This window comes from Acidihalobacter aeolianus (assembly GCF_001753165.1).
GTDB lineage: Bacteria > Pseudomonadota > Gammaproteobacteria > DSM-5130 > Acidihalobacteraceae > Acidihalobacter > Acidihalobacter aeolianus.
The window spans coordinates 97,723-121,756 of record NZ_CP017448.1; the positions used below are offsets into that span (position 1 = coordinate 97,723).

General features: G+C 67.9%; 21 protein-coding genes. 11 read left to right on the forward strand and 10 right to left on the reverse strand.

Annotation, left to right across the window (positions count from 1 at the left end; all coding sequences use genetic code 11):
* The first annotated feature begins 303 nt into the window (after positions 1 to 303).
* From BJI67_RS00485 to BJI67_RS00495, 3 genes are all read left to right on the forward strand, one after another.
* The gene (locus BJI67_RS00485; RefSeq protein ID WP_197513198.1) at positions 304 to 1,674 is read left to right on the forward strand and encodes an ABC transporter substrate-binding protein; all 1,371 of its coding nucleotides are present in this window, start codon (positions 304 to 306) and stop codon (positions 1,672 to 1,674) included.
* Between the two features lie 106 nt (positions 1,675 to 1,780).
* A complete protein-coding gene (locus BJI67_RS00490) occupies positions 1,781 to 2,626 on the forward strand; it encodes an ABC transporter permease (protein ID WP_231940874.1) in 846 nt (281 codons plus the stop codon).
* 39 nt (positions 2,627 to 2,665) lie between these two features.
* Positions 2,666 to 3,568, forward strand: a complete 903-nt coding sequence (locus BJI67_RS00495) for an ABC transporter ATP-binding protein (protein ID WP_083250505.1) — start codon at positions 2,666 to 2,668, stop codon at positions 3,566 to 3,568.
* 303 nt (positions 3,569 to 3,871) lie between these two features.
* Here BJI67_RS00495 and ppsA read toward each other — a convergent pair whose 3' ends face one another.
* Entirely contained in the window at positions 3,872 to 6,253 is a 2,382-nt protein-coding gene (gene ppsA, locus BJI67_RS00500; protein WP_070071338.1) for a phosphoenolpyruvate synthase, read from the reverse strand.
* A gap of 51 nt (positions 6,254 to 6,304) precedes the next feature.
* Between ppsA and ppsR the strand changes: the two genes are divergently transcribed.
* The 6 genes from ppsR (at position 6,305) to glcF (ending at position 13,010) form a co-directional block, all read left to right on the forward strand.
* Positions 6,305 to 7,144, forward strand: coding sequence for a posphoenolpyruvate synthetase regulatory kinase/phosphorylase PpsR (gene ppsR / locus BJI67_RS00505; RefSeq protein WP_231940875.1), 840 nt, complete (start codon positions 6,305 to 6,307; stop codon positions 7,142 to 7,144).
* 77 nt (positions 7,145 to 7,221) lie between these two features.
* A complete protein-coding gene (lexA, locus tag BJI67_RS00510) occupies positions 7,222 to 7,809 on the forward strand; it encodes a transcriptional repressor LexA (RefSeq protein WP_070071340.1) in 588 nt (195 codons plus the stop codon).
* A gap of 11 nt (positions 7,810 to 7,820) precedes the next feature.
* Positions 7,821 to 9,080: a DNA polymerase Y family protein gene (locus BJI67_RS00515; protein ID WP_070071341.1), complete on the forward strand. Its 1,260-nt coding sequence runs from the start codon at positions 7,821 to 7,823 to the stop codon at positions 9,078 to 9,080.
* 179 nt (positions 9,081 to 9,259) lie between these two features.
* A complete protein-coding gene (locus tag BJI67_RS00520) occupies positions 9,260 to 10,699 on the forward strand; it encodes an FAD-linked oxidase C-terminal domain-containing protein (protein ID WP_407922824.1) in 1,440 nt (479 codons plus the stop codon).
* 1 nt (position 10,700) lies between these two features.
* The gene (gene glcE, locus BJI67_RS00525) at positions 10,701 to 11,765 is read left to right on the forward strand and encodes a glycolate oxidase subunit GlcE (protein WP_070071343.1); all 1,065 of its coding nucleotides are present in this window, start codon (positions 10,701 to 10,703) and stop codon (positions 11,763 to 11,765) included.
* A 27-nt stretch (positions 11,766 to 11,792) separates the two neighbouring features.
* Positions 11,793 to 13,010, forward strand: a complete 1,218-nt coding sequence (gene glcF, locus BJI67_RS00530; protein WP_070071344.1) for a glycolate oxidase subunit GlcF — start codon at positions 11,793 to 11,795, stop codon at positions 13,008 to 13,010.
* Positions 13,011 to 13,020: 10 nt separating this feature from the next.
* On the opposite strand, the gene BJI67_RS00535 is transcribed toward glcF, so the two are convergent.
* The 8 genes from BJI67_RS00535 to BJI67_RS00570 all read right to left on the reverse strand — a co-directional run bounded on the left by BJI67_RS00535 (position 13,021) and on the right by BJI67_RS00570 (position 20,425).
* Positions 13,021 to 13,554, reverse strand: a complete 534-nt coding sequence (locus BJI67_RS00535; protein ID WP_197513200.1) for a pseudouridine synthase — start codon at positions 13,552 to 13,554, stop codon at positions 13,021 to 13,023.
* Between the two features lie 10 nt (positions 13,555 to 13,564).
* Positions 13,565 to 14,032, reverse strand: a complete 468-nt coding sequence (gene lspA, locus BJI67_RS00540) for a signal peptidase II (RefSeq protein ID WP_070071346.1) — start codon at positions 14,030 to 14,032, stop codon at positions 13,565 to 13,567.
* A complete protein-coding gene (gene ileS, locus BJI67_RS00545) occupies positions 14,029 to 16,872 on the reverse strand; it encodes an isoleucine--tRNA ligase (protein WP_070071347.1) in 2,844 nt (947 codons plus the stop codon). Before ileS ends, lspA begins: the two co-directional genes overlap by 4 nt.
* Positions 16,873 to 16,913: 41 nt before the next feature.
* Entirely contained in the window at positions 16,914 to 17,846 is a 933-nt protein-coding gene (gene ribF, locus BJI67_RS00550) for a bifunctional riboflavin kinase/FAD synthetase (protein WP_070071348.1), read from the reverse strand.
* Between the two features lie 123 nt (positions 17,847 to 17,969).
* Positions 17,970 to 18,575: a hypothetical protein gene (locus BJI67_RS00555; protein WP_070071349.1), complete on the reverse strand. Its 606-nt coding sequence runs from the start codon at positions 18,573 to 18,575 to the stop codon at positions 17,970 to 17,972.
* A gap of 10 nt (positions 18,576 to 18,585) precedes the next feature.
* A complete protein-coding gene (locus BJI67_RS00560; protein WP_070071350.1) occupies positions 18,586 to 19,719 on the reverse strand; it encodes an NAD(P)/FAD-dependent oxidoreductase in 1,134 nt (377 codons plus the stop codon).
* A 63-nt stretch (positions 19,720 to 19,782) separates the two neighbouring features.
* The gene (locus tag BJI67_RS00565) at positions 19,783 to 20,013 is read right to left on the reverse strand and encodes a sulfurtransferase TusA family protein (protein ID WP_070071351.1); all 231 of its coding nucleotides are present in this window, start codon (positions 20,011 to 20,013) and stop codon (positions 19,783 to 19,785) included.
* Between the two features lie 25 nt (positions 20,014 to 20,038).
* Entirely contained in the window at positions 20,039 to 20,425 is a 387-nt protein-coding gene (locus BJI67_RS00570) for a DsrE/DsrF/DrsH-like family protein (protein ID WP_070071352.1), read from the reverse strand.
* Positions 20,426 to 20,570: 145 nt separating this feature from the next.
* On the opposite strand from BJI67_RS00570, the gene BJI67_RS00575 reads away from it, so the two are divergent.
* Complete coding sequence (locus tag BJI67_RS00575) at positions 20,571 to 21,935, forward strand: sigma-54 interaction domain-containing protein (protein WP_197513202.1); 1,365 nt, start codon at positions 20,571 to 20,573, stop codon at positions 21,933 to 21,935.
* Between the two features lie 6 nt (positions 21,936 to 21,941).
* On the opposite strand, the gene murJ is transcribed toward BJI67_RS00575, so the two are convergent.
* A complete protein-coding gene (gene murJ, locus BJI67_RS00580; RefSeq protein WP_269449631.1) occupies positions 21,942 to 23,504 on the reverse strand; it encodes a murein biosynthesis integral membrane protein MurJ in 1,563 nt (520 codons plus the stop codon).
* A 193-nt stretch (positions 23,505 to 23,697) separates the two neighbouring features.
* Here murJ and rpsT point away from each other — a divergent pair, with 193 nt between their 5' ends.
* Entirely contained in the window at positions 23,698 to 23,958 is a 261-nt protein-coding gene (gene rpsT, locus BJI67_RS00585) for a 30S ribosomal protein S20 (RefSeq protein ID WP_070071354.1), read from the forward strand.
* The last annotated feature ends 76 nt before the right edge of the window (positions 23,959 to 24,034 follow it).

Sequence of the window (24,034 nt, forward strand, 5' to 3'; positions counted from 1 at the left end):
GGCGTGGGCGGGGCCCGGTCCGGCCGCCGGCGGTGCGCGGGGCACAGAAACTGTGCGGATATGCACCGGGATCACCAAAGTGGGGCGCTCGCGGGCGGTCGTCTGCAGGGGCTGAATTCGGATTTATCCCAATAAAAAACAATCGCTTGGCTTCGATCAATCGAGGCGGACTTTATTGGCACAATCCGTGCTGTCTTTTGATGACCTGTCCTGTTATGACATGTTGTCGGGAATTGAGGGGCGGTGGGCTTACGCCAGGGTTATAGACATCGTTTATTCGATCAATCTGGGAGGGTGTGTGTCATGCGAATGCTTGGGAAAAACGGGGTGCGCGCGTCGCTGATGGCGCTTTGCGCCGCAGCAGGGGTCGCCGCGACGCCTGCGTACAGCAAGACGATCACGATCGGTATCGGCATCCAGAATATGTGCACCGACACGTATCAGGGCGGGACGATCATCCGCGGCCTCAAACTGCTGCCCAAGTATCTGCCGCACGACGGCAAGTACAAGGACGTCAAGTACAAGATCGTCTGGCGCAACTACGATTCGGGCGGCCCGATCACCAACATGATGATCGCCGGCAAGCTCGCGTTCGGCGTGATGGGCGATTACCCGCTGGTGGTCAACGGCGCGAAATTCCAGCAGACACGCGGCGAGCGCTCGCTGATGATCTCGTTCACCGCCTACAACCTCGACGGCGCCGGCAACGGCATCGTGGTGCCGGTGAAGTCCGACATCTACAGCGTCGATCAGCTCAAGGGCAAGACCGTGTCGGTGCCGGTGGGCAGCGCGGCCTGGGGCATGCTCTTCAACATGATGAAGGAAAAGCATTACCCCAAGGATTATTTCCACATGATCAACCAGGGCCCGATGGTCGGCATCGCGGCGATCGCGAACGACAAGGTCGCCGCCCACGCGGACTTCTGTCCGATGTCCGAGCTGATGGAATACAAGGGCACCGGCCGCATGATCTACAACGGCGCCGAGGCCGGCATTCCGTATCTGCACGGCGTGGTGGTGCGCAAGTCCTTCGCCGAGAAATATCCTGAAGTCGTGGTCGGTTATCTCGAGGCGCTGATCAAGGCCGGCCAGTGGGTGCAGGACGATCCGCAGCATGCCGCGAAGATGATCTCGAAGTGGACGATGATCCCCAAGGAAGTGCTGTACCTGTACTTCAGCAAGGGCGGCTATCTGACCCCCGATCCGACCTTCAAGCCGAAGTTCATCAAGACCCTGGCCTACGATCACGAGGTCCTGATGAAGTACGCCAATATGCCGCCGCTCGACTTCAAGCCGTGGGTGGCGCCGCAGTATCTCAAGGCGGCCTACAAGAAGCTCGGTCTGAATTACGAGCAGCAGCTCAAGACCTTCTACCACCCGAAGGAAAACATCCATCTGCCCGACGAAATCTGGATCAACGGCGAGAAGATCCATCAGTACGCGAACGTGGCCGAGATGCTCAAGAGCTACGCGCAGTACAAAAAGGCGGGCAAGACGATCGACGCAACCTACGTGTACGACCAGAAGACCGGTCTGAAGCTGTTCGGCAAGAACGCCTTCTACGTGGAGGACGGCAAGACGTTCGATGCCTTCATGCTCAAGAGCGAGGCCGACAAGTACGCCAAGGCGCACGCGGGCAAGGTGATGACCTTCGCGGAGGTCACCAAGGCCTGATCTGAATGCGGGCCGGCGGGAGGTTTCTCCGCCGGCCCGGACGGGCAAAACGGCTGCGGCGGCGTCCGCAGCCGTCGTACCTCACGCAGCGATGACGGGTGATGCAATGAGCAGCGATGTGCAGACGGATTCCAACATGGTCGTGCGCAAGTTATTCGACCTCGACCGGGAGATGGTGCTGGAGCGGCTGAAGCGCCATTCCATTCAGGTGCTCTCCCTGGTCGTCGGCGTGGTGATCTGGCAGATACTGACCGTCAAGGGCGTGCAGTTCATCCTGAATTTCAACAATCTGCCGACACCGGTGCAGGTCGGGCAGCAGTTTTACCAGCTGATCGGCACGAAGACGTTTTATATCGATATCGGCACCAGTCTGCGCCGTATCGGGATTTCGTTTCTGTTCGCGGTCGTGATCGGCATGACGGCGGGCATCGCGATGGGGCGTTCGCGCCTCGCGCGCGACATCATCTTTCCCTACATCGAAATCCTGCGCCCGATTCCTGCGGTGGCATGGATTCCGCTGTCGATCATCATGTGGCCGACCAACGAGGCCAGCATTCTTTTCATCACCTTCCTGGGTGCGGTGTTTCCCATCGCCATCAACACCATGCAGGGCGTGCAGCAGACCCCCGAGCTGCTGATCCGCGCGGCGGCCACGCTGGGCGCGAAGCGCTTTTCCGTGCTGCGCCACGTGATCCTGCCGTCGGCGCTGCCGAGCATCTCGACCGGGCTTGCGGTCGGTATGGGCGTTTCCTGGTTTTCGCTGCTCGCCGGCGAAATCATCAGCGGCCAGTACGGCATCGGCTATTTCACCTGGGAATCGTACGAGCTGATCCGCTACCCGGACGTGGTCGTCGGCATGGTCACGATCGGCGTGCTCGGCACGCTGTCGACCAGCCTGGTACGCCTGGCCGCGCGGCTGCTGCTGCGCTGGGTGCCGCCGGAACAGCGCTGATCCCCGCTCCGTCCACGCATCGAACCGAGAGACGCGACGATGAACAATTCACCGCAGGTGGTAGCCTTGAACGCCAAACACGAACACGCGCAAGCCGCTCACCGCAACGGCAAGTTTTTCCAGGCCGCGATCACCCTGGACGAGGTCTCGGTCGCCTTCGGTCCCGAGAAGCGCAGGAAGACCATCCTGTCCTCGCTGACCATGCACGTCGAGCCGGGCGAATTCGTGGCCCTGCTCGGCCCAAGCGGCTGCGGCAAGTCGACCGTGCTCAACCTCGTCGCCGGCTACCTGAAGCCGAGCACCGGCGCCGTGCTGGTGGACAGCAAGCCCGTGGCCGGGCCTGATCCGCAGCGCGGGATGGTGTTCCAGCAGCACACGCTGTTTCCGTGGAAGACGGTGCAGGAAAACGTCGAATTCGGCCCGAAGATGGCCGGTCAGCCGAAGGCGACCGCCGAGGCCACGGCGCGCACCTTTCTCGACATGGTGGGTCTCAGCAAGGTCGCCGACCACTATCCGTCGCAGCTCTCGGGCGGCATGCAGCACCGCGTGGAGATCGCGCGCGCGCTGGCCAACTATCCGGGTGTGCTGCTGATGGACGAACCCTTCGGCGCGCTCGACGCGCAGACGCGGCTGGTGATGCAGGACGGTCTGCTCAAGCTGTGGGAACAGCTCAAGCCGACGGTGCTGTTCGTGACCCACGACATCGACGAGGCGGTGCTGCTGGCCGACCGCATCCTGATCATGGGCGTCTCGCCCGGCCGGGTGATTTCCGAGATCGAGGTCGACATCGAGCGTCCGCGCAACGTGCGCGCGATGACCGATCCGCGTTTCGGCCGCCTCAAGGGTCAGTGTCTGGACCTACTGGAGCGCGAGAGCCGCAAGGCCTTCGGCCTGCAGGACGACGACGATACGGACGACGAGGCCAGCCCGCTGCGCGCGTAAGGCGCAGGCGACCGGCGCTCAGGGTGCGAGGCCGGCGCCCTGGGCCTTCTGCGCCACTTCGAGCAGCAGAATGACAAAGACGACCACGGCGTAGATCAGGTACGTCGATACGGGTTTCATGCGATTTCCCCCAGCGGCGTGTCCGGTTGCTGGTTGCCTCCGAGTACGGCCGTTGTCGGCCGCGTGTACTACCTAAGCACGCAGCGTCGCGGGCTCGCGTTTCATTGAAATAATTGATTGCCGGATGAGCGGCGGGGGTGCGGCGACGGCGGGGGAGCGCCCGTGGCGGGTGCTCCCGGGGGGTCAGCTTGCGCCGGCGGTCTCGGCCAGGCGCAGCCAGGTGGGGATGACGGTGTCGGGGTTGAGCGAGATGCTCTCGATACCCTGGGCCATCAGCCACTCGGCGAGATCCGGGTGGTCGGACGGTCCCTGGCCGCAGATGCCGACGTACTTGCCGGCCTTGCGGCAGGCCTCGATGGACATGCCGAGCAGGCGCAGCACCGCCGGGTTGCGCTCGTCGAACAGCCCGGCGACCACGCCCGAGTCGCGGTCGAGGCCCAGGGTCAGCTGGGTCATGTCGTTGGAGCCGATCGAGAAGCCGTCGAAGTATTCGAGGAAGTCGTCGGCGAGCAGCGCGTTGGACGGCAGCTCGCACATCATCATCACCTTGAGTCCGGCCTGTCCGCGCGCGAGGCCGTTGGCGGCCAGCAGCTCGGTGACCTGGCGTGCCTCGTCCACGGTGCGCACGAAGGGGATCATGATCTGCACGTTCGTAAGCCCCATGGTCTCGCGCACATAGCGCACCGCGCGGCACTCCAGCTCGAAGCAGGGACGGAACTCCTCGGAGATGTAGCGCGAAGCGCCGCGGAAGCCGAGCATTGGGTTTTCCTCGTCCGGCTCGTAGCGGTGGCCGCCGAGGAGGTTGGCGTATTCGTTCGACTTGAAGTCGGACAGGCGCACGATCACCGTTTCCGGCGCGAAGGCCGCGCCGATGGTGGCGATGCCCTCGGCGAGACGGCGGACGTAGAACTCGATCGGATCGCCGTAGGCCTCGATGCGCTCGCGGATCTCGTCCTGCAGCTCGCTGGGCAGGCGCTCGAATTCGAGCAGCGCCTTGGGATGGATGCCGATCATGCGGTTGATGATGAACTCCAGCCGGGCGAGGCCGACGCCGCGGTGCGGGATGCCGGCGAAAGCGAAGGCACGGTCGGGGTTGCCCACGTTCATCATGATCTTGACCGGGACCTCGGGCATGGCGCCGGTGCTGATCTCGTCCACCGAGAAGTCCAGTCGGCCCGCGTAGACGTAGCCGGTGTCGCCCTCGGCGCAGGAGACGGTGACCTCGGTGCCGTCCACGAGCTGCTCGGTCGCCTGCCCGGTGCCGACCACCGCCGGGATGCCCAGCTCGCGCGCGATGATGGCGGCGTGGCAGGTGCGGCCGCCGCGGTCGGTGACCACCGCCGCCACGCGTTTCATCACCGGCTCCCAGTCGGGGTCGGTCATGCCGGTGACGAGCACGTCGCCGTCGCGCACCTTGTCCATCTCGCTGAGGTCGTGGATCACGCGCACGGTGCCGGCGCCGATGCGGTCGCCGACCGAGCGGCCCTCGGTGAGCACCTTGCGCGGGCGCTTGTCGTTGAGCTGGTAGCGCATCATCGACTGTGCGCTGTGGCTGTGCACGGTCTCGGGCCGCGCCTGCAGCACGTAGACCTGGCCGTCGTGACCGTCCTTGCCCCACTCGATGTCCATCGGCCGGCCGTAGTGCCGCTCGATCAGCAGCGCCTGGCGGGCCAGCGACTCGACGTCGGCGTCGTCGATGCAGAAGCGGCGGCGCTCGGCAGGATCGGTGTCGACGGTGACCACGGTTTCGCCGTGACCGGCGGGGGCGTACACGATCTTGGAGGCCTTGCCGCCGAGGGTGCGGCGCAGGATGGCGGGCCTGCCGGCCTGCAGCGTGGGCTTGTGCACGTAGAACTCGTCCGGGTTGACCGAGCCCTGCACCACCGCCTCGCCGAGGCCGTAGGAGGCGGTCACGAAGACCACGTCGCGGAAGCCGGATTCGGTGTCGATGCTGAACATCACGCCGCTGGCGCCGATGTCCGAGCGCACCATGCGCTGGATGCCGGCGCTGAGGGCGACCTCGCTGTGCGCGAAGCCCTTGTGCACGCGGTAGGAGATGGCGCGGTCGTTGAACAGGCTGGCGAACACGGTGCGCACCGCGTCGAGGATGGCGTCGATGCCGCTGACGTTGAGCAGGGTCTCCTGCTGGCCGGCGAAGGAGGCGTCGGGCAGGTCCTCGGCGGTGGCCGATGAGCGCACGGCGAAAGACGGCGCGGGGCCGCTTTCCGCCTTCAGGCGGGCGAAGGCCTCGCGGATGGCGGCTTCCAGCGCCGGCGGGAAGGGCTGGGCCATGAGCCAGCTGCGGATCTCCGCGCCAGCCGCCGCGAGGGCGTTGACGTCGTCGACGTTCAGGGGCTCCAGCCGCGCACGGATGCGCGCGTCCAGGGATTCGTGGGCGAGGAATTCGCGGTAGGCGTCGGCGGTGGTGGCGAATCCGTTCGGCACCTGCACCCCGAGTTCGCTCAGATGGCTGATCATCTCGCCCAGCGAGGCGTTCTTGCCGCCGACCTCGCCGACTTCGCGCATGCCGACCTGGTTGAACCAGAGCACGTATTCAGTTCCCATGTGCCATCTCCTATGCTTTTGCGTTCGTATGCAACGGTTGGTGCCGGCTAAATGGAGGCGGACAGAGGGATGGGCAAGGTGCGCGGGGTTTTCTTTCTGTCCGACCGGACCGGCATTACCGCGGAAACGCTGGGGAACATGCTGCTCACCCAGTTCTCGGGGGTGCAGTTCGATCGGATCACCATACCCTTTATCAACTCGGCGGCAAAGGCAGAGGAGACCGTGCGGCGCATCAACGCTTACCGCGACCGGCACGGCGAGCCGCCGCTGATCTTCAGCACCGCCGTCGACGACGACATCCGCGCCATCCTGGCGACCGCCGGCGGCGTGTTCATGGACTTCTTCGAGTCCTTCATCGCCCGCCTGGAGGACAGCCTAGGCGCGCCCGCCTCGCACTCCGTGGGCCTGGCCCACGGCGCCAACCCCGGCACCTACCAGCGGCGCATCGAGGCGGTGAACTTCGCGCTGGCGCACGACGACGGCGCGCGCATGGACCACTACGCCGAGGCCGACCTGATCCTGCTCGCGCCCTCGCGCTGCGGCAAGACACCCACCTGCCTGTATCTCGCTCTGCAGCACGGCCTGCGCGCGGCCAATCTGCCGCTGACCGAGGAGGTGCTGGAGGCCGAGCGGCTGCCCGAACCGCTGACCCGCTTCCGCAGCAAGCTGTTCGGGCTGACCATCGACGCCGAGCGGCTGGCGCAGATCCGCAGCGAGCGCCTGCCGAACAGCCGCTACGCCTCGCGCGAACAGTGCGCCCGCGAGCTGCGCCTCGCACAGGGCGTGTACCGCCGGCTGGGCACGCCGTCGCTGGACGCCACGCACGTTTCCGTCGAGGAGATCGCCACCCACATCATTCACCAGATGGGGCTGAAGACGATTCTGCGCTGAGCGACGAGAATGTGCTTGTCAATGTTCGATGGATGTTCTAAATTGGCCTCGCCATCGAACATTCATGGGACGTTCTCATGCATCCGCGCCAATACGAAATCCTGCAGTGCATTCGCGACCACGTCGCCCGCCATGGCCGCTCGCCCACCCTGGCCGAGATCGGCGCCGCGCTGGGCGTCGGCCGCAACACCGTGCACTACCACGTGCAGTCGATGCTTGCCGCCGGTCTGCTGGAGCAGGAATCCGGCTGGCGCGGCCTGCGCATCCCGCAGGATCCGGCCGGCCCCTACGCCATCCCGCTGGCCGGGCGTATCGCCGCCGGCCGCCCGATCGAGGCGATCCCGGGGCAGGAAAGCATCGACCTCGCCGCGCTGCTGCTCGGCCCCGGTCGCTATGCCCTGATCGTCAAGGGCGATTCGATGATCGACGCCGGCATCTTCGACGGCGACTACGTGGTCATGGAGCGGCGCGACAGCGCCGAGGACGGCGACATCGTCGCCGCGCTGATCGACGGCGAGGAGGCGACCCTCAAGCGCCTGCGTCGTACCAGCGGCGGCGAGGTGCTGCTGATCCCGGAGAACGTCGACATGGCGCCCATGCACTTCGACCCCCGCCGCGTGAGCATCCAGGGCGTCCTGGTCGCCCAGCTCCGCCGCTACCGCTAGAGGACGCCGCCATGCGCACAACCGCCACAACGCCCGACAACGACATCGACCGCCGCTGGTCGCGGGCCATCGTCCTGGTCGACATGAATGCCTTCTTCGCCTCGATCGAGCAGCTCGACAACCCGTCGCTGCGCGGCCGGCCGGTGGCCGTCACCAACGGCGACCAGGGCACCTGCATCATCACCTGTTCCTACGAGGCACGCGCCTTCGGCATCCACACCGGCATGCGCCTGCCCGAGGCGCGGCGACGCTGCCCCGAGCTGGTCCGCATCACCGCGCGCTCGACGCGCTACGCGGAGATCTCGGCGCGCATCATGTCCGCGCTGGAGGCGATCACGCCCGACATCGAGGTGTTCTCGGTGGACGAGGCCTTCCTTGACGTCACCCACGTGCAGCGTCTGCACGGCGCCCCACCGGTGATCGCCAAGATGGTGCAGCGGCTGGTGCGCGAGGTTTCCGGGCTGCCCTGTTCGGTCGGCGTCGCCGGCGACAAGACCACCGCCAAGTGGGCGGCCAAGCAGCGCAAGCCGGAAGGCCTGACCGTGGTGCCGCCGTGGGAGACCGCGCTGCGTCTGCACGACGTGCCGGTCACCGAGCTGTGCGGCGTCGGTCGCGGCATCGGCAACTTCCTCGCCAGCCGCGGGGTGGTCACCTGCGGCGACATGGCGCGTCTGCCGGTGAGCGAACTGGCGCAGCGCTGGGGCAACATCGGCCGGCGCATCTGGCTGATGGCGCAGGGACGCGATCCGGAGCCGATCAGGCGCGACGTCGCCGACCCCAAGAGCGTCGGTCACGGCAAGGTGCTGCCGCCGGCGACGCGCGATCCGCAGCTGCTCGCGGCCTACCTCGAACGCATGGCGCACAAGGTCGCCACGCGCCTGCGCCGGCACGGCCTGGAGGCGCAGCAGTATTTCATCGGCCTGCGCACCGACGACGGCTGGCTCGGCGGGCGCCACCTGACGCCGCGGCCGAGCGACGACGGACATGCCATCGCGGCCCTGTGCCGGCGGGTGCTGGCGCGCGCCTGGGAGGGTCAGGGCGTGCATCAGGTACAGGTCACCGCGCTCGATCCGGTAAAGGCCGACTGCCAGCTGGAGCTTTTCGGCGAGCCCGCCGAGCCGCGGCGCCAGGCGGTCAATCGCGCCGTCGACCGCGTCAACCGCCGTTTCGGCGATCAGGCGCTGTCGCCCGCCTCGCTGCTCGGTCGCGTGCCGCTGCACGACGTCATCGCCCCCGCCTGGAAACCCGACGGCATCCGCCGCACGGTGTGACCCGAGCGCGCTTGCGCGCGCATTCAAAAGCGCGGCCTCCTGCGTGTAAACTGCCTGTTTACCACGCGCCCGGCACGTCCCGCCGGCGCGTGGCGCCACAAGATAGCGACGGGGCGGCAGGAGGAGACAAGGTGGCGCAACACAGCGAGGGGCCGGCAGCGGGGGTCGATCGCGAGCGCCTGATCGAGGCGCTCGAGGCAGTGGTTCCGGAGTCCGCCCTGCTTATTTCCGAGGAGGAGCGGCGGCCCTACGAGTGCGACGGGCTGACCGCCTACCGGCGCCTGCCGATGCTGGTGGTGCTGCCCGAGACAGTCGAGCAGGTGCAGGCGGTGCTGCGCATCTGCCATCAGCAACAGGTTCCGGTGGTGGCGCGCGGTGCCGGTACCGGGCTGTCGGGCGGTGCACTGCCGCATGCCGGCGGTGTACTGTTGTCGCTCGCCAGATTCAACCGCATCCTCAAGATCGACACGCTGGCGCGCACCGCGCGCGTGCAGCCCGGTGTGCGCAACCTCGCGATCAGCGAGGCGGCGCGTCCCTACGGCCTCTACTACGCCCCCGACCCCTCGTCGCAGATCGCCTGCAGCATCGGCGGCAACGTCGCGGAAAACGCGGGTGGGGTGCACTGCCTGAAGTACGGCCTGACCGTACACAACGTGCTGAAGCTCGAAATGGTCACCATCGAGGGCGAGCGGATCACGCTGGGCGGCGATGCACTGGATGCGCCGGGCTACGATCTGCTCGCGCTGATGCACGGTTCGGAGGGCATGCTCGGGGTGATCGTCGAGATCACCGTGCGTCTGCTGCCGGTGCCCGAGCGGGCGCAGGTGGTGATGGCCGCATTCGACAGCGTGGCCGCCGCCGGCGCCGCGGTCGGTGCGATCATCGCGGCGGGCATCGTCCCGGCGGGTCTGGAGATGATGGACGGTTTCGCGATCGAGGCGGCGGAGGCCTTCGTGCACGCCGGCTATCCGCTGGACGCCGCGGCCATCCTGCTGGTCGAGCTCGACGGTACCAACGAGGAGGTGTCCGACCAGATCCTCCAGATCCACGACCTGCTCAAGCAGGCGGGGGCGACCGGCCTGCGCACGGCGCAGGACGAGGCCGAGCGCCAGCGCCTGTGGCTAGGGCGCAAGGCGGCCTTCCCCGCTGTCGGGCGGCTGTCGCCGGACTACTACTGTATGGACGGGACCATTCCGCGCGGCCGCCTGCCCGAGGTGCTGAACGGCATCGCCGCGCTCAGCCGCGAATACGGCCTGCGCGTGGCCAACGTGTTCCACGCCGGCGACGGCAACCTGCACCCGCTGATCCTCTACGACGCCAACGTGCCCAGCGAACTGGACAGTACCGAGGAATTCGGCGGCCGTATCCTGGAGCTGTGCGTAGCCGTCGGCGGCACGGTGACCGGCGAACATGGCGTCGGCGTGGAGAAGATCGACCAGATGTGCGTGCAGTTCGCCAGCGCCGAGCTGAGCCAGTTCCATGCCGTCAAGGCGGCCTTCGACGCGGCGGGCCTGCTCAATCCGGGCAAGGCCGTGCCCACCCTGCAGCGCTGTGCCGAATTCGGCGCCATGCACGTGCACGGCGGCGCGCTGCCCTTCCCCGAACTGGAGCGCTTCTAGGATGGCGGACTCGGACATCGCCGCGGCATTGGCCGACGAGGTGCGTGCGGCCGCCGAAGCCGGGCGCGGCCTGCAGATCGTCGGCAGCGGCAGCAAGGGTTTTCTCGGACGCTCCGGCGCCGAGATCGCGCTCGCGGTCGGCGGACATTGCGGTATCGTGCACTACGAGCCGGTGGAACTGGTGCTCACCGCACGCGCCGGCACGCCGCTTGCGGAGATCGAGGCCGCGCTGGCCGAACACGGCCAGATGCTGCCCTTCGAGCCGCCGCACTTCGGCCCCGATGCGACCCTGGGTGGCACGCTGGCAACCAATCTTTCCGGTCCACGGCGGCCTTTCGCCGGTGCCGCGCGCGACTTCGTGCTCGGCACCCGCGTGGTCAATGGCCGCGGCGAGGTGCTGCGCTTCGGCGGCGAGGTGATGAAGAACGTCGCCGGCTACGACGTGTCGCGCCTGATGGCCGGCAGCCACGGCACCCTGGGCGTGTTGCTGGAGGCCAGCCTCAAGGTGCTGCCGCGTCCGCAGGTCGAGATGACCCTGCGCCAGGAGTTCGCGCCCGCGGAGGCGATCCGCCAGCTCAACCTCTGGGCCGCTCAGCCGCTACCGTTGAGCGCCGGTGCCTACGACGGCGAGCACGTCTACGTCCGGCTTTCCGGTACCGAAACCGGGGTGCTGGCCGCGCATCGGCGGATCGGCGGCGAGGCGGTGGCGGACGGCAAGGCCTACTGGCGCCGGTTGCGCGAGCACGAACACGCCTTTTTCGACCATCCGGGACCACTGTGGCGGTTCAGCGTGGCGCCGACCGCCGCCCCGATCGAGCTGCCCGGACACTGGCTGGTCGACTGGGCCGGGGCCCAGCGCTGGTACAGCGGCGACGCGGAACCCGGCGCGGTGCGCCAGGCCGCGGCGCGCGCCGGCGGGCATGCCACGCTGTGGCGCGGCGAGGTCGACGCGCCACGCTACACGCCGCTGGCCCCCGCGCTGCTCGCGCTGCACCGGCGGGTGAAGGCCGCCCTGGACCCGTTCGGCATCTTCAATCCGGGCCATCCCCTGTATCCGCAGGCCTAGCGCCGTGACGATCCTGCGAGGAGCTTCATGCAGACCCATCTGAGCCAGGCATTGCTGAACACCGCCGACGGGCGCGAGGCGGAATCCATCCTGCGCGCCTGCGTGCACTGCGGCTTCTGCAACGCCACCTGTCCGACCTACCAGCTGCTCGGCGACGAACTGGACGGTCCGCGCGGGCGCATCTACCAGATCAAGCAGATGCTGGAAGGTGAGCCGGCCGGCCCGCAGACCCGGCTGCATCTCGACCGTTGCCTGCAGTGCCGAGCCTGCGAGACCACCTGTCCCTCGGGGGTGCACTACGCGAGGCTGGCCGAAATCGGACGTGCCGCGATCGAACTTCAACAGCCGCGAGGCTGGCGCGCCGCGCTGTTCCGTTGGGGGCTGCGCCGGGTGCTGCCGTATACGGGCCGCTTCGCCGCCCTGCTCTGGCTGGGCCGCATGGCCGAGCCGTTCATCCCGCGCCGGATACGCCCGACCCTGCCCCAGGTTCGACCGGCCGGCGCGTGGCCGCGCATGCGTCACGACCGGACGATGCTGCTGCTGGACGGCTGCGTGCAGCCGGCAGCCACGCCGCTCACCAATGCGGCCACGGCGCGCGTGTTCGAGCGCCTGGGCATCCGCCTGGAGCGGCCGTCGGGTCAGGGCTGTTGCGGCGCGGTCAGCTACCACCTCAACGCGCGCGAGGAAGGGCTCACGCATGCAAGACGCAATATCGACGCCTGGTGGCCGGCGATCGAAGCCGGTGCCGAAGCGCTGGTGATCACGGCGAGCGGTTGTGGGCTGCAGGTCAAGGAATACGGCGAGCTGCTGCGCGAGGACCCGGCGTATGCCGAAAAGGCCGCACGCATCAGCGCGCTGGCGCGCGACGTGGCCGAGGTGCTGACGGTCGAGGACCTGTCGTCCCTGCCCCGCGGCGACGGGCGGCGCGTCGCCTTTCATGCGCCCTGCACGCTGCAGCACGGACAGCGCCAGAACGGCACGGTAGAGGGCATCCTGCGCAGGCTGGGCTACGAACTGACGCCGGTGGCTGACGCACACCTGTGCTGCGGCAGCGCCGGAACCTACTCGATCCTGCAGCCGGAACTCTCGCGGCAGCTGCGCGACGGCAAGCTGCGCGCGCTGACCGCGGGCGAACCGGAAGTCATCGCCACCGCCAACGTCGGCTGCCAGCTGCACCTGCAGCAGGGCTGCAACAGCCACGTGCGCCACTGGATCGAGTTGCTCGACCCGGCACCGCCGGGCTGAGATCGCGCGTTCACGGCGTCTGGCGCCATTCTCCGGGCACCAGCCCATCCAGCGTCCACGAGCCGATGCGGTAGCGGATCAGGCGCAGCGTGGGGTGGCCGACCGCGGCGGTCATGCGGCGCACCTGGCGGTTGCGGCCCTCGTTCAGCGTGAGCAGCAGCCAGCTGGTGGGAATCGCGCGGCGCACGCGGATCGGCGGGTCGCGCGGCCACAGGATTGGCGGCACCTCGATGCGCACCGCCTTGGCCGGCAGCGTGAGGCCGTCGCGTAGCTCCACACCGCTGCGCAGCAAGGCGAGCGCGGCCTCGTCGGGCTCGCCTTCCACCTGCACCCAATAGGCCTTGCTCATCTTCTGCGCCGGGTCGGCGATGCGATGCTGCAGCGAGCCGTCGTCGGTGAGCAGCAGCAGGCCCTCGCTGTCGCGGTCCAGGCGCCCCGCGGCATACACGCCGGGCACGGGGATGTAGTCCGCCAGCGTCTGCCGGCCGTCCCCATCGGTGAATTGCGGCAGCACCCCGTAGGGCTTGTTGAACAGGATCAGCACGGCGCCCGCCTCAGCGGCGGAACAGCGTGCGGACGACGAGGATGGCGGCGCCGACGGTGATGGCCGAATCGGCGAGGTTGAACACCGGCCAGTGCCACTGTTTGTAATACAGGTCGATGTAGTCGATCACGTGATCGCGCACCACCCGGTCGAGGGCGTTGCTCAGCGCGCCGCCCAGGATCAGCGACACGGCGGCGCCCACCCAGCGCTCGCGCGGGCCGAGCCGGAGCAGCCAGGTCACCAGCGCGAGGGCGACGACCGCGGCCAGCGCGATGAACAGCCAGCGCTGCCAGCCGCCGGCGCCGCTCAGCATGCTGAACGCGGCGCCGGTGTTGAACACCAGGGTGAGGTTGAAGCCCGGGAGGATCGGCACCGGCCGGCCGTAGGGCAGCGCCTGCAGGGCCAGCCACTTGCTCGCCTGATCGAGGGCGATGACGATCGCGGCGAGCCAGAGCCAGCGTAGCCCGCGACGGTTCATGCGAAACGCCGCGTTTCGCCGTCGCCGGCCACGTTCTCGACGCAGCGCCCGCACAGCTCAGGATGCGCGGCATCCTGGCCGATGTCGGCGCGATGATGCCAGCAGCGCGGGCACTTGGCGTGCGCACTGGCCGTCGCGACGATGTGCAGCGTCTCGCCGTTGGCGAGGGTCTGCGCCGCGGCGTCGGCCGGTGCGGGCTCGCGGCTGACCGCAGCCTCGGAGGTAATCAGCACGAAGCGCAGCTCGTCGCCCAGGCGCGCCAGCGTCTCGGCGGTCTGCGGGCCGCAGTGCAGCGTCACCTCGGCGTCGAGGTTGGCGCCGATGGCGCCGCCCTGGCGCAGGCCTTCCAGCACCTTGTTGACCGCCTCGCGCACCTCGATCACCGCGTCCCAATAGGCCGGATCCATGTCCGCGGGCAGCACGCTGGCGTCGGCCAGCCTCGCCGGGAAGTCGTACCAGGTGGCGAGCAGTACCGAGTCGGCGCGTTCGCCCGGCACGTGGCGCCAGATCTCCTCGGCGGTGAAGCTCAGGATCGGCGCCAGCCAGCGCGGCAGCGCCTCGGCGAGGTGGTACAGCGCGGTCTGCGCCGAGCGCCGCGCCAGGCTGTCGGCCTGGGTGGTGTACTGACGGTCCTTGATGATGTCGAGATACAGCGAGCCCAGTTCGACCGAACAGAAGTTGTGCACCTTCTGGTAGATCAGGTGGAACTCGTAGCGCGCGTAGGCCTCGCGCAGCTCGCTCTGCAGGGCCGCGGCGCGGCTGCAGATCCAGGCGTCGAGCGGCAGCATGTCCGTCGGCGCGACGAGGTTGGCCGCGGGATCGAAGCCGGCCAGGTTGGCGAGCAGGAAGCGCGCGGTGTTGCGGATGCGCCGGTAGGCGTCCGACATGCGTTTGAGGATCTCGTCGGACACGGCCATCTCGCGGCGGTAGTCGCCGGAGGCGACCCACAGGCGGATGATGTCGGCGCCCAGCGTGTCCACCACCTTCTGCGGCGAGATCACGTTGCCGAGCGACTTGGACATCTTGCGGCCCTTCTCGTCGACGGTGAAGCCGTGGGTGAGGACGCCGCGGTAGGGCGGCACGCCGCGCATGGCCACCGAGGAGAGCAGCGAGGACTGGAACCAGCCGCGGTGCTGGTCCGAGCCTTCAAGGTAGAGGTCGGCGGGGAAGCCGAGCTCGGGGCGGCGGTCGAGCACGCTGGCGTGGGTGGTGCCCGAGTCGAACCACACGTCGAGGATGTCGGTGACCTTTTCGTAATCCGCCACCTCGGCGCCCAGCACCTCGGCCGGGTCGAGGTCGAACCAGGCGTCGACGCCGCGCTGCTCGACGCGCTCGGCCACCGCCTCGATCAGGCGCGGCGTGTCGGGGTGCAGCTCGCCGCTGATGCGGTGCACGAACAGCGCCAGCGGCACGCCCCAGTTGCGCTGGCGCGAGATGCACCAGTCGGGTCGGTTGGTGACCATGCCGGCGAGGCGCTCGCGCCCCCAGTCCGGGGTGAACTGGATGTCGGGCAGGGCCGCGAGCGCGGTGGCGCGCAGGCCTTCCTTGTCCATGCTGATGAACCACTGCGGCGTGGCGCGGAAGATCAGCGGGGTCTTGTGGCGCCAGCAGTGCGGGTAGCTGTGGCGCAGCTTCTCGGCGTGCACCAGCGTCCCTCTGTCGCGCAGCACCTCGATCACGTGGGTATTGGCGTCGAATACCTTTTCGCCGGCGAAAAACGGCGTGTCGGCGCGGAAGCTCCCGTCCGGGCCGACCGGATGGTCGACCTCGAGGCCGTAGCGCAGGCCGGCGACATAGTCCTCCTGGCCGTGGCCGGGTGCGGTGTGCACGGCGCCGGTGCCGGCATCGAGGGTCACGTGATCGCCCAGGATCACGGGTACCACGCGGTCGAGGAAGGGGTGGTGCAGCTTCACGCCTTCGAGGTCGGCGCCGCGGCAGCGCGCGACCGTGCGCCAGGTCTCGATGCCCCAGCGCTGCAGGGCCGATGCGGCGAGTTCGGCGGCGAGCAGCAGGCGTTCCACGCCGTTCGGTCCCTCGCAGGCGACGACCGCATAGTCCAGCTCGGCGTTCAGCGCCACGGCCTGGTTCGCCGGCAGCGTCCACGGCGTGGTGGTCCAGATCACCACCGACAGCGGACCCGTCGCGCCGGTATCTTCGACCTGGCAGCGGCGCAGCAGGTCGTCGGCGTCGACGGCGGCGAAGCGCACATCGATCGCCGGCGAGGTCTTGTCCTCGTATTCCACCTCGGCCTCGGCCAGCGCCGAGCCGCAGTCCACGCACCAGTGCACCGGCTTGTAGCCCTTGATTACGTGGCCGCGTTCGATGGTGCGGCCGAGCGCGCGGATGATATCCGCCTCGGTGCGGAAATTCATCGTGAGGTAGGGCTCGTCCCAGTCGCCGACGATGCCGAGGCGCTTGAAATCGCGGCGCTGGCCTTCGATCTGCCCGGCGGCGTACTCGCGGCAGGCCTTGCGGAAGGTGTCCGGCTCGATGCCTTCGCCGACCTTGCCCACGGTCTGCTCGACCTTGTGTTCGATGGGCAGGCCGTGGCAGTCCCAGCCGGGGACGTAGGGCGCGTCCAGCCCGTCGAGGCTGCGGCTCTTGACGATGATGTCCTTGAGCACCTTGTTGACCGCGTGGCCGATATGGATATCGCCGTTGGCGTAGGGCGGACCGTCGTGGAGAATGAAGCGCTCACGCCCGGCGCGCTCGCGGCGCAGCCGATGGTAAATGTCCAGCTCGGCCCAGCGCGTGAGGGTGTCTGGCTCGCGTCGGGCGAGGTCGCCGCGCATCGGGAAATCCGTCTGCGGGAGATTAAGCGTGTGCTTATAGTCGGTCACGAGGGTGTCTGCCGTCTGGTCGTCGTCGGGTTCGGAAGTGGTCAGGTGTCTTGGGCCAGCAGGGCCTCGGCGAGGCTGGCGTCGTGGCGAATCTGGTGCATCAGGGCATCGAGCGATTCGAAGCGTTTTTCGTCGCGCAGCTTGTGACGTAGGGTCACGCACAGGTGCTGGCGGTAGAGGTCGCCGCTGAAGGACAGTACATGGACTTCCAGCAGCAGGTGCTGCCCGTCCACCGTCGGTCGGGTGCCGATGTTGGCGACCCCGTTGGCGTTCAGGCCGGCGTCGGAGGTGACACTGACGGCGTAGACGCCGCGCAGCGGGGTGCTGTTCCGGGGCAGCGCGATGTTGGCGGTGGGAAAGCCGATGCTGCGTCCGCGCGCGGCGCCGCTGCGCACGCGCCCGCTGAAGGCATAGGGACGGCCGAGCAGTCTATGGGCGGCTTCTAGATCGCCTTCGGCGAGGGCCTGGCGGATACGCGTGCTGCTCACCCGAGCGCCGTCCTGTTCGAAGGTCTCGTGCTTGATGACCTCGAAGACATGTGCCTCGCCGGCGGCGCGCAGGGTGGCGAAGTCACCGGCGCGGTCGCGACCGAAGCGGAAGTCGTCGCCGACGATCATCGCGCGCACGCCGAGACCGTCTACCACCACGCGTTCGACGAAGTGGTTCGCTTCGAGGCCCGCGAGCTTGCGGTCGAAGCGCAGCAGCAGGACGCGGTCGACGCCGTGGCGGGCGAATTCGCGCAGGCGTTCGCGCAGCCCGGTCAGGCGCGCGGGGGCGTGCGTGCCGCGGAAGAACTCGTGCGGCAGCGGCTCGAAGGTGATGACGGCGCTGGGCAGGCCCCGCGCGTCGGCCTCGCGGCGCAGCTGTTCGAGGATGGCCTGATGTCCCAGGTGCACCCCGTCGAAGTTGCCGATGGTGGCCACGCAGCCGCGATGCTGCGCACGCAGATTGTGGGCACCGCGTATGAGCTCCATGACAGGCGCGCGTCTCCGGGTAGGGTAAATGCCCGATTATACGCAGGCCGGAGCGGGGACTTTAAGGGTTTCGCCGCAATCGGATGTCCGGCGTGCGACGGCTGCCGCACGCCGGGAGCAGGGTCACTTCCTGAGCTGGGACGCCAGGCCGGTCATCAGACGCAGGGCGTCGAGGGTCTGCGGGTCGCGGGCGACGCGCAGCATCTCTCCCAGGCCGCCGCTCGAAGGCGGTGCCGAGCGCAGTTCGGCGCGGGCTGCGCCGAGCCCTTCGAGCAGCGTGGCGAGGGTATCCAGCACCCCGTCGCGTTCGAGCAGGGCGAGCAGGTGCGGCACGGCCGGCGAGCGTGTGACGCGGTCGGCGAGCGCTAGGCCGTCGGCGGCCAGCCCCGCCAGCCGTCCGATCATGTCGTCGGTCAGCGCGTCCTCGGCCGAGCCGAGCAGGCGGGCGAGATGGGTGATGCGCTCCAGGTCGCCATTGTCGACCATCGCGGCGATCGCCGGCAGGGCGCGGATCACGCCGCTGCGGTTGACCCGGTCGAGCATGTCGAGGCCGTCGCCGGCGATGCCGGCCAGGCGGCCCACCATGTCGTCGGTGAGCGCATCCTGCGCCGCCCCGACGAGGCGCGCCAGATGCACCAGGCTGTCGAGATCGCCGTTGTCGACCAGTTCGCCGACCAGCGCATCGATGCGTGTCCGCGTGTCCGCGGTCTTGTCTGCGGTTTCGGTCATGGTGATCTCCTCACAGCAGGCCGCGGGCGGAGGCCCAGTAGAGCTGGTTATAGGCCATCTTGAACCAGTGCACGGCGCGGTTCGGCGGCTTCGGCGCGGGCGGCTGGTTGTAGTTGAACATGGCGTAGGTGGCGCGGTCGCTGCCGGCCTCGATGAAGCAGAACACCTTGCCGTCGTAGTCGCGCACCGGCTCGCCTAGCTTGACGATGGCGGCCAGGTTCTCGGCCAGCGCTTCGGCCTCGAAGTGGGCGGTGGAGCCGGCCTTGGAGATCGGCAGGTTGGTGGTGTCGCCGAGCACGTAGACGTTGTCGCGCCCTTCCATCTTCAGGCTGTGGCGGTCGGTGGGAATCCAGCCGCTCTGGCCGAGGCCGTTCTCCTCGATCACCGCCATGCCCTTGTGCGGCGGCACCGCGACCAGCAGGTCGTAGTGGCTCTGGGTGCCCTCCTCGCTGTGCACCACCTTGTTGGCGCCGTCGACCTCCTTCATGTTGAACAGGGTCTCGTACTGGATGCCCAGGCGGTCGAACTCGCCCTTGGCCCATTCGCCGACGGGCGCCAGCGAATGGATGCGGCCGATCGGATAGGTGTACTGGAACTTGACCTTGTCGAGGATGCCGCGCTCCTTGAAGTAGTCGTGCAGCACGAAGGTGACTTCCAGCGGGATCATCGGGCACTTGTGCGGTACGCCGACGGCGATGGTCACGGTGCCGCCCTGGAACTCGCGCACCTGACGCCACATCTCGATCGCGTTGGCCTCGGTGTAGCAGTTGACTGAGTTCTCGGCCAGCCCCGGGATGGTCTCGGGCATGGCGCGCGAGCCGGTGGCGATGACCAGCATGTCGTAGCCGTAGGTCTTGCCGCTCTGCGTGGTGACCTGGTTCTGGTCGAGCGTGAAGGTGGTCACAGGGTCGACGTGGAACTCGATCTCCGGCTCCAGCAACGAGGTCTGTTCGCGGTAGAGCGCGTCGGTGGCCATGCGGCCGATACTGACGTAGAGCAGTCCGGGCTGATACATGTGCCGGTCGCTGGCCGACAGCATGGTGATCTGCGCCTTGCCCTGCTTGAGCTCGTGCTTGAGGCGATGTGCGAGGTTGTTGGCGAGGATGGTGCCGCCCATCCCGCCGCCGACGATCAGTATCTTCATGGCCTTCTCCTTTGGCTTTGCGTTGTCGCTGTTGTCGCGCTCCCGCGCTGCGGGGCGCCGGTTCTACTTCGACTTGCGGACGACGACGTGCCAGACGTCGCCGTTCTGGAAGCTTTCAACCATCTCGTGCCCCACCTTCTTCACCCACTCCGGGATGTCGTTGGCGGAACCCTCGTCGGTGGACAGCACCTCGAGTTCGTCGCCTACCTCCGCCTGTTTGATGCGTGCGATGAGTTCCATTAGGGGACCCGGGCAGAAACTGCCGCGGGCGTCGATCGTTTGTCGTTCTGACATTGCCGGCTCTCCGTGCGGTGTGGATTTAGAAACTCCAGGTCTGTGCGCCCTGTGCCTCGCTCAGGAACTTGGTCAGCCCGAGCGGTGCACCGAGGAACGGCAGCAGGTCGTCGCGTCCCACGCCCATGACATCCATCGCCATGGAACATGGATGGACTTTGGCATCGCCAAGTTCCACGGCCTGCTCGAAAAGCTGCAGGAAGGGCGGGGCCTTCTTGTCCAGCAGCAACTGGCCGAACGGGCCTTCGTCGGTGATCGCGTCTGCGCCGTCCTTGAGGAACGGCGCCAGCGCGTTCATCGACAGAAACACCAGCACGTCGCTGCCGCTGACCGCTCCGACCGAAGCGAGCATGCCGGCCATCTGCAGTTTTTCGCGGGCGGACGAGGTGACGAGGATGCAAATCCTTTCCATTGTGTCGACTCCCTGCTTGTACGAATTGTCGAACCTTTCTACTCAAGACTTGTGCCAGCCCGGCAAGGCTGACGCTGCCTGGGTTTGCGCGTATGCTTTGACCTATTGCTGTCACTTTTGACATGACGAAACTGACGGGTGTGACATGTCAACACCGATGCGAGCGCAACGCAATGCCGGGTCCCCAGCGCAGGACGATGGCGAGGCCCTGACCCAATCCTTGATCGATGCGCACGAATACCCCTTCGTGCTGATCGATGACGACTACCGCCTGGTCGCCGCCAATCGCGCGTATCGGCGTGCCTACGGACTCGACGAGCATGCCGGGTTGGTTGGGCGGCGCTGCTACGAGGTGTCGCATCGGCTCGACCAGCCGTGTCACCTCAACGGCGAGGACTGTCCGCACCGCCAGGTGTTCGCCACCGGCGAAATGCACGAGGTGCTGCACACCCATTACGACGGCCGCGGCCAGGCCGAACGGGTACGCATCCGCGGCCACGCGATTCGCGGTCCGGCCGGGCGGCTGTGGCTGGGAGAATCCATCGAACGTCTGACCACGCCGGAACCGCGCGGCTGCGAGCGACGCATGATCGGGTTCTCCCCACGCTATCTGCGCATGCTGCAGCAACTCGGCCAGGCGGCCGCCAGCCAGGCCAGCGTGTTGCTGCAGGGCGAGAGCGGCGTCGGCAAGGAGCTCGCCGCACAGTTCATCCATCACCGCAGTCCGCGCACCGACGGGCCCATGATTACCGTGGACTGCACCACGCTCAACGCGAACCTGTTCGAGGCCGAGCTGTTCGGCCACGAGCGCGGCGCCTACACCGGTAGCGTCGGGCGGCGCCCCGGCTTGTTCGAGCAGGCCGACAAGGGCACGTTGTTTCTTGATGAGGTCGGCGAGCTGCCGCTGGAGCTGCAGGCCAAGCTGCTGCGCGTGCTCGAATCCGGTGAATTCCGCCGCGTCGGCGGGCGCAGCCAGCTACGCGCGGACGTGCGCGTGGTCGCTGCCACCAACCGCGACCTCCGGCGTAGTGTGAACGACGGGACCTTCCGCGGGGATCTCTATTACCGGCTGGCCTGCATCGTGGTCGGCTTACCGCCGCTGCGCGAGCGGCGCGAGGACATCCCCGCGCTGGCCGATGCCCTGCTCAACCAACTGTGCCGTGAACACGGGCGCCCCTGCTACATGACCCGCGAGGCGGTGGACTGCCTGATGGAATACGACTTTCCCGGCAACATCCGCGAACTCAAGAACGTGCTGCAACGGGCCGTCGCGTTGTCGTCGGACGGCGTGATCGACGTACGCCAGCTCGACCTGTGTCCTGGTGGCCCGGCGAAGCGTCGCGCGCATGCGGTCGAGCCGGGCGGGGCGCCATCGCTGCGCCGGGTCGAGAGCCGCTACATCGAGGAACTGCTTGCCGAGCACGGCGGGCACCGCCGGCGGGTGGCCGAGGCGCTCGGCGTCAGCGAACGGACCCTGTACCGCAAGCTGCGTCGTTACGGTCTGGGCTGAACCGGTTCAGCCGCGGGGGCGTCCGAGCAGCGCGCGCGGGCGCACGCCGAGCAGCCACAGCGGTATCGCATAGGCCAGCGCGCCGGCGCCGACCAATCCGCCGAGATGCAGCGCGCGATGCAGCGCATCCCACCCCGTCCAGGCCGTGGCCGGCGGCGTCAGCCAGTACAGGCAGCCAGCCATGGCGGCACCGGAGACCAGCGCGCGCCAGCCGTAGCCGCCCCAGCGCGGGGTGGCATACACGCCGTCGTGGCGCAGCCGGCGGTATAGCAATCCGGCGTTGAGATAGGCGGCCAGCGAGGTGGACAGCGCCAGCCCGGCGTGCGGTCCCGGCAGTTTGAGCAGATACCAGGGCGTGACGATCAGCGCGGTCAGCGCCATGTTGACCAGCATCGCGACGATGCCGATGCGCACCGGTGTGCGCGTGTCCTGACGGGAATAGAAGCCGGGAGCGAGCACCTTGATGAGCATGAACGCCGGCAGGCCGCTGGCGAAGGCGGCAAGGCTCATCGAGGCCATGCGCGCGTCCTCGGCATTGAAGGCGCGGTATTCGATCAAGGCGGAGAGAATCGGGCCGGACAGCAGGGCGAGCCCCAGCGCGGCGGGCACGGCGACGACCAGCGCGATGCGGATCGCCCATTCCAGGGTCGCCTCGAAATCGGCGGCCGCGCCCTGCGCCTTGTGCTGCGAGAGTTGCGGCAGGATCACGGTGCCGAGCGCGATGCCGAACAGCGCCAGCGGCAGCTCGACGAATCGATCCGAGTAATACAGCCACGAGATGCTGCCGGCGGCCAGGAACGAGGCCACCAGGGTGTCGAACAGCAGGTTGACCTGCACCACCGAAGATCCGAACAGCGCCGGCACCATCAGGCGCATGATCCGACGCACGCCCTCGTGCGCCCAGGCAAGCCGGGGGCGCGGTAGCAGGCCGAGACGCAGCAGGAACGGCAACTGGAAGAGCAGCTGCAGCACGCCCGCGATCAGCACGCCGATGGCCAGCGCGACCACCGGTTCGTGCAGGTGCGGCGACAGCCACAGGGTGGCGCCGATCAGCGAGAGGTTGAGCAGCACCGGGGTCACCGCGGGCACCGCGAAGCGGCCGAAGCTGTTGAGCACGCCCCCGGCCAGCGCGGTCAGGGCGATGAACAGCAGATACGGGAAGGTGATGCGCAGCATCTCGCTGGCCAGCGCATAGCGCGCCGGGTCCGTGGTGAAGCCCGGCGCGAACACGAAGATCAGCACGGGTGCCGCGACGACGCCGAGCGCGGTGACCACGAACAGCACGCCGCTCAGGGTACCCGCGGTGCTGGCTAGCAGTTCGCGCAGCTCCTCTGGCGACTGGCGTTCCTTGTACTCGGTGAACACCGGCACGAAGGCCTGCGAGAAGGCACCCTCGGCGAACAGTCGGCGCAGGAAGTTGGGGATGCGGAAGGCGACGAAGAAGGCGTCGGTCGCGCCGTTGGCGCCGAAATAGACCGCAAGCACCATGTCGCGCAGATAACCGAAGATCCGTGAGACCAGCGTCATGCCGCTGACGACGGCGGTTGAGCGGAACAGCTTGCGGCTCAGGGGCGTGTCCTCGATGCTCTGGATGGTGGCGCGGTCCGCGCAGGGCGACACGATAGGCAGCGCAACCCCGGCGCGCAAGTGCCGCCGCTGACGATATCGGCATCCGCCGCCGCTGGAGCATTGACAGGGAGCCCGCTCCCGAGCAAAATACGCGACCTTTCGCTTCACCCAGAATTCAGCTTAGGAGTTTCCCTTGGCCAACATCGCCTCTGCCAAGAAACGCGCCCGTCAGGCCGTGGTCCGCCGCGAGCACAACGTCATGCTCACCTCGCGCATGCGCACCGCCGTGAAGAAGGTCATCAAGGCCATCCACTCCGGCGACAAGAGCGCCGCCGAGCAGGCCTACCGCTCCGCCATGCCGGTGGTCGACAGTTCCGTGAACAAGGGACTGATCCATCGCAACAAGGCTGCGCGCCACAAGAGCCGCCTGAACGCCCGCATCCGCGAGATGTGATCGCGCCTCGCCGGCGCTTGCCGTCGGCGAAGCAGCAAAGAGGCCCTGCAGGGAATCCTGCAGGGCCTCTTTGCGT